This window comes from Thermodesulfobacteriota bacterium, assembly GCA_036482575.1.
Classification (GTDB): domain Bacteria; phylum Desulfobacterota; class GWC2-55-46; order GWC2-55-46; family JAUVFY01; genus JAZGJJ01.
The window spans coordinates 1-9,180 of record JAZGJJ010000155.1; the positions used below are offsets into that span (position 1 = coordinate 1).

General features: G+C 58.3%; 9 protein-coding genes. 4 read left to right on the top strand and 5 right to left on the bottom strand.

Annotated features, from left to right (window positions below):
* Window positions 1-338: 2,3-bisphosphoglycerate-independent phosphoglycerate mutase (locus tag V3W31_06875; protein ID MEE9614661.1), on the top strand; the 338-nt coding region annotated here is incomplete at its 5' end.
* Between the two features lie 212 nt (window positions 339-550).
* A complete protein-coding gene (locus V3W31_06880) occupies window positions 551-721 on the top strand; it encodes a hypothetical protein (protein MEE9614662.1) in 171 nt (56 codons plus the stop codon).
* A 35-nt stretch (window positions 722-756) separates the two neighbouring features.
* On the opposite strand, the gene V3W31_06885 is transcribed toward V3W31_06880, so the two are convergent.
* The 5 genes from V3W31_06885 to V3W31_06905 all read right to left on the bottom strand — a co-directional run bounded on the left by V3W31_06885 (window position 757) and on the right by V3W31_06905 (window position 5,338).
* Window positions 757-2,220 (bottom strand): RtcB family protein, encoded by a 1,464-nt coding sequence (locus V3W31_06885; GenBank protein ID MEE9614663.1) that lies wholly within the window; start codon window positions 2,218-2,220, stop codon window positions 757-759.
* Window positions 2,221-2,235: 15 nt separating this feature from the next.
* Entirely contained in the window at window positions 2,236-2,670 is a 435-nt protein-coding gene (locus V3W31_06890) for an archease (protein ID MEE9614664.1), read from the bottom strand.
* Between the two features lie 86 nt (window positions 2,671-2,756).
* Window positions 2,757-3,563, bottom strand: a complete 807-nt coding sequence (locus tag V3W31_06895) for a hypothetical protein (protein ID MEE9614665.1) — start codon at window positions 3,561-3,563, stop codon at window positions 2,757-2,759.
* On the bottom strand, window positions 3,541-4,470 hold the full coding sequence (locus V3W31_06900) for an ABC transporter ATP-binding protein (GenBank protein MEE9614666.1): 930 nt from the start codon (window positions 4,468-4,470) through the stop codon (window positions 3,541-3,543). The genes V3W31_06895 and V3W31_06900 overlap by 23 nt, the downstream gene beginning before the upstream one ends.
* A gap of 1 nt (window position 4,471) precedes the next feature.
* Complete coding sequence (locus tag V3W31_06905; GenBank protein MEE9614667.1) at window positions 4,472-5,338, bottom strand: redoxin domain-containing protein; 867 nt, start codon at window positions 5,336-5,338, stop codon at window positions 4,472-4,474.
* Between the two features lie 192 nt (window positions 5,339-5,530).
* Between V3W31_06905 and V3W31_06910 the strand changes: the two genes are divergently transcribed.
* Together V3W31_06910 and tilS are read left to right on the top strand one after the other, a co-directional pair.
* The gene (locus V3W31_06910) at window positions 5,531-7,633 is read left to right on the top strand and encodes a tetratricopeptide repeat protein (protein MEE9614668.1); all 2,103 of its coding nucleotides are present in this window, start codon (window positions 5,531-5,533) and stop codon (window positions 7,631-7,633) included.
* A gap of 316 nt (window positions 7,634-7,949) precedes the next feature.
* The coding region (gene tilS, locus V3W31_06915) for a tRNA lysidine(34) synthetase TilS (GenBank protein MEE9614669.1) at window positions 7,950-9,180 on the top strand (1,231 nt) is incomplete at its 3' end.

Consider the following 9,180-nt stretch of genomic DNA (forward strand, 5'->3'; position numbering starts at 1 on the left):
CAGGCGACCTGGAGGCCGCCATAAAGGGCTGCGAGGCCGTGGACGAGGCCGTGGGAAGGGTGGTCGAGGCCGCGCTTTCCATGGGCTCTGCCGTCCTTATAACCTCGGACCACGGTAACGCCGAGCAGATGTCCGACTACGAGGCCGACCAGCCCCATACGGCGCATACGACCAACCTCGTGCCCCTGATACTCGTGGACGACGAGAGGAAGGGGGTCGAGCTCGTGGAAGGCGGGGGACTCTCCGACGTGGCGCCGACCGTGCTCGAGGTAATGGGGCTTGAGACGCCGGAGGAGATGAAGGGCAAGTCGCTCATAAAGGTGCTGCCGCACGGTTAGCGCGTATGCGGTCCCATTACAACTTTCATCCCGGACACCCCTGTGGGTGGTCCGGGAATTAAAACACCATCATGGTGTAGCCGCACGGTTAGCGTGTATACGGTGTAAAGCTCTTGACAAAGGGCCCTTTGGGGAGGATAATCAGGGAAGTCGCAACTTTTTTTAAACCTTTATACCCGGATTGTCGTGCGGGGGGAGGGGGCGAATAAACCATGAAGGAAAAAGAAGACTCCGGTTACCTAGACTGTCCCCTCTGTGACTCCGAGATACCCATGTCCGGGGATGAGGATATAGGGGAGGACATATTCTGCCCGTCCTGCGAGAGCCCGCTCAAGCTCCGCAAGAAGAAGGACGACACCCGCTATCTGCAGGAGGATTTTTAACGACCTCCCGCTCCATGGTCCTTTTTTATCCCGGCCTAACCCTTTATGCACACAAGCGGCCTTACCCTGGCCACCTTCTTATTGACCCCCGCCCTGTCCATTATGTCCACGACCCTGTCCACGTCCTTATAGGCGAGCGGGGCCTCCTCGGCCACGCCGGACTTGCCCCTTGACCGTATGATTATGCCCTTCTCCTCGAGCTCCTTTATTATCTCCGAGCCGCGCCATCTCTTTTTGGCCTGCATCCTGGAGAGCGCCCTTCCGGCGCCGTGCACCGCGCTCCCGAAGCAATCACGCATCCCTTTCTCGGTGCCCATTAAGATATAGGACGCGGTCCCCATGCTGCCTCCCACGAGAAGCGGCTGGCCGACCTCTCTGTACGCCTCCGGCACCTCCGGCCTGCCCGGTCCGAAGGCCCTCGTCGCGCCCTTACGGTGCACGAGGAGGTTTTTTTCTTTCCCGTCGACCGTGTGTGTTTCCACCTTGCACGTATTGTGGGCCACGTCGTAGAGGAGCTCTATCTCCTCGGGGTTTATCTCCATAACGCGCGAGACGGCACCTCTGGCCAGATGCCCTATGACCTGCCGGTTGGCGAAGGCGCAGTTTATGCCGCAGTTAACGGCGGTCAGGTAGCGCACTCCCTCCTCGCTCTCTATGGGGGCGCAGACCAGTTCCCGATCCCTTATCGGTATACCGTAGCGCCTGCTCGCCGCTTCGAGTGTCTTCAGGTAATCGGTCCCTATCTGGTGCCCCAGCGCGCGGCTCCCGCAGTGGATGGCTATGAGTACCTGGTTCTTGTGCAGGCCGAATACAGCGGCGGCCTCCGCGTCGTATATCTCTTCGACCCACTGTAGTTCGAGGTAATGGTTGCCCGAGCCGAGGGTGCCCACCTGCCTGAACTGCCTCTCCTTGGCCCTGCGGCTTACGTTCTCGGGCCGGGCGTCCGCCACGGCCCCACGCTCCTCGGTGTATTCGAGATCACCGGACAACCCGTAGCCTCTTTCGATTACAAAGGCCGAGCCCCGTTTTAAGAGTTCGTCTATCTCATATTCACTGAGTCTTATGTCGCCCGTGGAGCCGACCCCGGAGGGCACGTCCCGGAAGAGCTGGTTCGCGAGTGCTTCCTTCCGGGGCTCGACGTCCTCTCTTGTAAGCGGGGTCCGGAGGACGCGTACGCCGCAGTTTATGTCGAAGCCCACCCCGGCAACGCTTATGACCCCCTTCGTCATGTCGAACGCCCCCACGCCTCCGATGGCAAAGCCGTAGCCCGGGTGGATATCTGCCATGGCGAGCGAGGCCTTTTCCACTCCGGGAAGCGTGGCTACGTTAGATACCTGTTGGAGCGCGGGCGTAAAGCCCCCGTGCTTTTTTTTCTCGTAGTCTCCGAGGAGGCCGGAGATTATCTCCTCGTCGGCGTATATCCTGCCCGGGACGAGCATCTCGCCCGTCATAGGGATCTCCCAGGTGTAGTCTGTAAGTTTTTTTACCTCTATCGCCATCCCTCTACCCCGCGCTTAGACGTCGAGCACGCACTCGAAGGCGTGTCGCATCTCTTTATCCGGGCTCTCGGTGTAACTAAGCCCCGAATATGTAGCCGCCTTGACCTCCGTCTTTACGGCGTGTTTGTTCAGATCAAGCGGCTCTCCTCTGGCCGTGCCGACGAACCTGTAGCCGTCGTCGGTTTTTCTTATTTCCCCGGAGACGAGCCTCTTTAGCGCGAGCCCGTGGCGGTCCTGGATGGAGAGTACCTCGTTAATGGTCTCGACGAAGAGGAGCGCCGGCTCCGGGGCGTCCGCGGCGAAGCTTACGGTTACGGTCTCGTCTATGGAGGAGAGGTCGAACATCACGTTCAGCGCGGCTTCGGCCCCGCTCTCGAACGCCTCCTCCATGGTCCGCCCCTCGGCCCGGACGCCCACGTCCGCGGCGTGCTCCAGATATTCGTACCCCATACTCAAATTCTAACAGCCGGGGGGGCGAAGTCAAGGACGGCGTCCTCTTCCACTATAAGTCGGGCTTTGCCTGCGCGAAGGCGATATCAGATAAGTCGTTTCTTTTTGAAGAAGTATACGGAGAGGACGTACATAAGCGCCGACACGAATACCGTATAGCCGAAGGTCAGCAGTAGATATTCCCAGTTAGCGTCGTCGAGCCTCAGGCTCCGGTAGAGCTTGCTTGTTTTTCCGGAAAATGGGCTGAACGAAGGGAGGAGCAGGTAGATTCCGTCCACCAGGCCCTTCAAGAGCGTCAGGGGCACTGAGAGGCCGCCGTCGTTGGCCGCCTTGCCCATCAGGAGCAACTTTATGTAGAAGAAGGTGCCCCCCTGGAAGATAACGGCGAAGAGGAGCGCCAGCAGCGGGTGCATGAGCACGGCGAGGAAGGTCATGTAGCTTATGAGTATTATGGTGCTCATAAAATCGTTTACCGTCATGTACAGGATGCCCCATTGGAAGGGGACGTCCCACGCGACGAAGAGCGCGGAGCATATCGCCAGCGTGCCTGCGTACAGGAGGAGCGAGACCAGGGAGGCCGAGAGGAAGCTCGAAAGTATCCATGCCTCGGGCGGGCACGGCTTCGTGAACACCATCTTCACCGAGCGGTCTCTCGTGTGGTACGATATCAGCATGATGGCGAGGCCCGCCGTGATGATGAAGGTAAACCAGCTGAGCTGCGAGAAAACCCCCTGGATGATTTTCATGTGCTTGGCTGCCGACAGCGTGAAGAGAGAGGGGAGCGCGGAAAGTCCCATCACGAACGATATGAAGACGGCGGTGCCCAGCAGCAGCCTGTTCCTCCTGTAGAACTTCAGGTTTATCTTTATGTTAGTCCAGAGTTGGTGGAGCATCCGTCTCCCCGCCTTTCAGTACGTCGAAGAACGCGTCCTCGAGCGTGGTTTTCTTGAGCGTACACCCGTATACCCTGAGGCCGGCGCCGTCCGCGAAGCTGACGAACTCCATGAGCCGTTCCTTTGGGATCTCCCCCCTGATAGTGGTGGGGGTCTTCACCGTGACGGTTACGTAACCGGGTATGTCGTCGCCGTGGTCGAACTCCACGGCGTATGTCTCGAGGTCGAAGCCCACGAACCGGTGCAGTTCGTCCTGGGCCGCCACCCTGCCTTTATTGATTATCGCGACACGGTTGCACACCATCTCTATCTCCGAGAGGACGTGCGAGTTCATTATTATGGTGGCCCCGCGTCTGTTCATCTCCAGCAGCATGTCCCGGAGTTCCTTTACCGCGACCGGGTCCAGACCCCTTGTGGGCTCGTCGAGGAATACCAGCCTCGGCGTGTTCATGAGGCACTGGGCTATCCCCATCTTCTGCTTCATCCCCTTGGAGCACTTGCTCAGGCGCAGGTCCCTGAACTCGGTCAGCCCGACCTTTTCAATGGCCTCGTCCACGGCCCGCTTCTTAACGGGCGTTCCGTAGAGGGACGCGTAGTAGGTGACCGCCACCTCGACCGTAAGGTAGAGGTGGTAGTGGGGCTCTTCCGGCAGGTAGGCCACTTCACGGAAGAGCTCCGAGCCCGGGACCGGCTCCCTGCCAAGGACGGAGATTCTTCCCTCGTCCGGCCGGATAAGGCCGAGGAAGGAGTACATGGCGGTAGACTTCCCCGCCCCGTTCGGCCCCAGGAGCGCAAAGACGTCTCCCTCCTCTACGGAGAGAGAAAAATCGTCGAGGGCGTGCAGTTTCTTTTTGAAGAGCCCCCTCCTGAACTTCACCGAGACGCTATCGGCCTTGACTATCTCCATTCTACCCGTCCTTTACGCAGAACTTCTCGTTAAGCCCGGTGATTACTTCCTTGTCCGTGCGGCCCGAGATGTCCATATCTTTAAGGGTGTCCTTTATGTCGGTTGCCATTTTGCACTTGCAGTCGGACACGTGGTCCGAGCACCCGCAGGAGCAGTACATCTTCTCGACTATAGCCTTCTTCCTCCCGGAGAACAGGTATTCCTCCTTCTTATCCTCTTTTTTTTCTTCTTCTTCGATGGGCAAGGGTGTCTCGCCCCCAAGCCCTTCGAGGTAGGCCTCCCTCCCTATCCCTTCTCCGGACTTTATGGCCTCGATGCCCGGACCGTAGTGGGAGTGGAAGGCAACGTCGGCGTTCGTTATCTCCCCCACCTCGTAGAGGTGGACCTTACCGTCGGCCCCTATGAGCACGGTTGTGGGGTATCCGGGAATGGCGTAGGCCTTACGTATAGACCTGTCCACGTCGATGCCTACCGGGAAGTCCACCGGATACTCCTCCAGGAACTCCCTTACCGTATCCTCATTCTCACCTCCGTCGATACCTATGATCACGAAGGGCTCCCCACTGTGTTTTTCGTAAAAAGCGTTGAGCTCCGGCATCTCGTCCTTGCAGGGGCCGCACCAGGTGGCAAAGAAGTTCAGGATTATCACCTTCTTCCCGATATTCTCAGAGAGGCGGAACCTCTCGCCGCCGAGGAGCTCCAGCTCGAAGTCGGGAGCGAAACGGCCGGGCCACCGGGCGGACCTGTTCATGGAGTCGAATATGCCCCGGGTGTTATTTTCCTCCGGGAACTCCTTTGCGGACATGTTGAAGGTGACGACCACCGCCGCAAGCAGGGGTATGAATATGGTGAAGCTTCTGTTGTTCAACTTTTCCTCCGGCTACGGGTAGCTTCTTATTTCTATTTTCTACCACGGGTGATTTATTATGTCCATAGCAAACCAAGAAAGGGCGGGGATAGTTCGTTTTTCCTTGTAAGGTCAAGGGGTGAGGGGCTCCCGTCACGCCGGGGCTCGTTGAAGCCCCTTTACTTGTTAATGATAGCGTGATATTTTTCCGGTATGGGAAGCAAAGGCCTGTCGTTTGCGCGTTCTTACGCGGCCATTCCTCTTATAGTCGTAACCTCGGCGCTTATCTACTCCAACGTCCTCCACGCCCCTTTCGTCTTCGACGACGATTTTTTCATAGTAGATAACCCCACCATCCGGGAGCTCGGGAACTTCTTCGACCTCTCGGGCACGAGGTATGTGGCCGCCCTCTCCTTCGCCCTGAACTACCGCTTCGGCGGTCTCGACACCTTCGGGTACCACGCGGTAAATATCGCGATACACTCGATAAACGGTCTTTTAGTATGGTGGCTCGTTATCCTCACATGCGGGACGCCCTGTATAAAAAAGACCTTCTCCGACGACCGCACGAAGCAACTCTTCGCCCTCGCAGCAGCCATGATATTCGTCACCCACCCCGTCCAGACCCAGGCCGTCACCTACGTAAGCCAGAGGTTCGCCTCGCTCGCGACCCTCTTCTACCTCCTATCCCTTGCCATGTTCATCAAGTGGCGGCTGTCTTCAGGCGCAGGGGGGCGGAGCGTCTTCTACATTTTTTCGCTCTTCTCGGCCGTCCTCGCGATGAAGACAAAGGAGATAAGCTTTACCCTTCCTTTCATCATAGTCCTGTATGAGTTTACGTTCTTCGGTACACCCTTTAACGAACGGGGCCGGAGCGCGCGGCTTCCGTACCTCGCGCCGTTCCTGTTGACACTCCTCATAGTTCCCATGGACATTATCGGGTCGTGGCTGGGCGGTCCGGGTGAAGGGCCGGGCCATATTACCGAGGCGACGAGGCGCGCTCTCGCAGGCCAGCTCGACACCGTATCGCGATATGATTACACCATCACCCAGTTCAGGGTCATAGTGACCTACCTCAGGATACTTATCCTTCCCGTAAACCAGAACGCGGATTACGACTACCCGTTATTTCACTCCATATTCGAGCCGGAGGTGTTTTTATCGTTCTTATTCCTTCTTTCTCTTTTTGGTTTTGCCGTTTATCTGTTTTTACGTTCACGCATCACGCATCACGCACACGGCCTTCTTACTTCCTTCGGCATCCTGTGGTTTTTCATAGCCCTTTCGGTGGAGTCCTTCATGGGAACCCTCTGGGATCCCCTTGTAGAGTACAGGATGTACCTGCCGAGCGCGGGTGCGGCGGTAGCGTTCTCAGCCGGAGTGTTCTACCTCTTTGAACGAACAAAACTAAAAAATCTTGCCGCCGCGGCCTGCGTTCTGCTCCTGCTTACTGCCGTGCCCCTGGGCGCGGCCGCCTACAAGAGGAACCTCGTCTGGGCGGACAATGTGAGCTTCTGGTCGGACGTCGTCAGAAAGAGCCCGATGAAGGCGAGAGGACACAATAACCTCGGCCTTGCCTATGCCGGCCGGGGCTGGACGGAGAGGGCCGTAAAGGAGTACCTGGAGGCCTTGAGGCTCAAACCGGAGAAGAACGCGTACGCGCACAACAACCTCGGCCTTGCCTATGCCGAGCAGGGACGAACCGAGGAGGCCATAGGGGAATACAGGGAGTCGATAAGGCTTAAGTCCGGCAACGTGGAGGTTTACAACAACCTCGGCCTTGCATACGCCGGGCTCAAGAGGCCGGTCGAGGCCATAGAGGAGTACAAGAAGGCCCTGTCAATCGACCCTTACCACGCCGACGTACACTATAACCTCGGCCTTGTCTACCAGGAGGTGGGCTGGACGGGTGAGGCCGAGGCGGCCTACGAGAGGGCGATCGGGCTTCGGGCGGATCTCGTGGACGCCCACAACAACCTCGCTATAATATACCAGAGCCGGGGGCTGGTGAAGAGGGCCATGGAGAAGTACCGGGTGGTTATCGGGCTTCGGCCGGACTACCACCAGGCCCGTTTTAACCTCGGCCTTGCCTACGCCGGGCAGGGGCGGCTTCCCGAGGCTGCCGAAGAGCTGCGGACCGCCGTAAGGCTCTACCCCGGCAATGAGTCCTACCGCTATACCCTCGGCGCCATATATGCAAGGATGGGACTGCGGGACGAGGCCGCCGGGGAGTTCAGGGAGGCGCTCCAGATAAGGCCGGACTTTCCCGCGGCAAAGAGGGCCCTCGGAAGGGTGCTCGGAGAACCGGCCCCGTAACGAGGCGGGGCGGTCACGGTGCTGCCGCACGGTTAGCGTGTATGCGGTCTAATACGTCATTGCTATTTCGTACGAAGAGCGGTTGTCATGAATTTGAAACACCGTCACGGTGCTGCCGCACGGTTAGCGTGTATGCGGTCTAATACGTCATTGCTATCTCGACCGTCACGGTGCATCTTTTCCTTGTAAGATTACGGACGAATAATCTATAATCCTTTATGCCTCCGGAGTATTTTCCGTCAGCCGTTTTTTTTTTTGAAGAACAGACCTTTTCGGATAACCAAGGGGTCTTTTCTGTTTTTGAGCTGTGGGAGAGATGGTAGACAGGATAAGAGATACGATAAAGAACTTTAAGATGCTCAAGCGCGGCGATACGGTCTGCGTGGCCGTCTCCGGAGGGGTGGACTCGACCGTCCTCCTCGACGTCCTCGCCTCGCTCAAGGAAGAGCTTTGCCTCGAACTCGTCGTCTGCCATTTGAACCACAACCTCCGTGGCAGGGAGTCCGAGAGGGATTTCAGGTTCGTAAAAGAGCTTTCCGCAAGGTTGGGGCTCAAATTCGAAGGGAAAAAGATCCCGCTCGGTGAGGTAAGGAAGCGGGGAAAAAAGGGGGGGGGCGAGTCCCTTCAGGAGTGGGCCAGGACCCGGCGGCTCGCCTTTCTCGAAGAGGCCGCCGGGAAGCACGGGGCCCGCAGGATTGCCGTCGGCCATAACCGCGACGACCAGGCCGAGACCGTGCTTATGAGATTTATAAAGGGGAGCGGCCTGAGGGGGCTTACTGGCATGAGGGAGGTGAGGGATAGCTTCATAAGGCCGCTTATAGATACCCCGAGGGAGGAGATAGAGCGCTACGCAAAGGAGCGTAAGATAAAGTTTGTCACGGACTCCTCGAACAGGAGGGAAAAGTATCTCAGAAACCGGTTGAGGCTCGAACTCATCCCGCTCCTCGAAGAGGGCTACAACCCGAAGATCCGGGAGGCGCTTGCAAGGACAGCGTTTATACTAAAGCGTGACGAGCAGTACCTGAGCGCCCGGGCGGACCGGGCCTCCTCCCGGGTGGCGCGGACGGGGAGGGGGGGGGTGATTATGGACAGGAAAAAACTCCTCTCGCTCGACAAGGCCCTTTCGTCGAGGGTCTTTATAAAGGCAACGACGGAGGCCGGCGGTGGGAGTACCGACACGGCACTTTCGGCCGAGCACGTAGAGGCCTTCTTCGGGCTCATTAAGGGAGAGAGGCCCAACGCCTGCATATCCCTCCCCGGCCGCCTTCATCTGAGGAGGGAGTACGAAAAAGTGATACTGGCCTCGGGCCCGCCCCCGAAGCCGAAACCTTTCGGAAAGAGACTGGCCGTCCCCGGCACTACGGAGATAAGGGAGGCGGGCTGCTTGATAGAGACGACCCTCCTTAAGCGCCCTCCGCGTCCTTACACAGGTAGCCGCACGACGGCGTACTTCGACTACGACGCCCTGGCGGGGAAGGGAGGGAGACCGCTCCGGGTCCGCTCCTGGAAGGAGGGGGACAGGATGAGGCCGCTCGGGATGAAAGGGC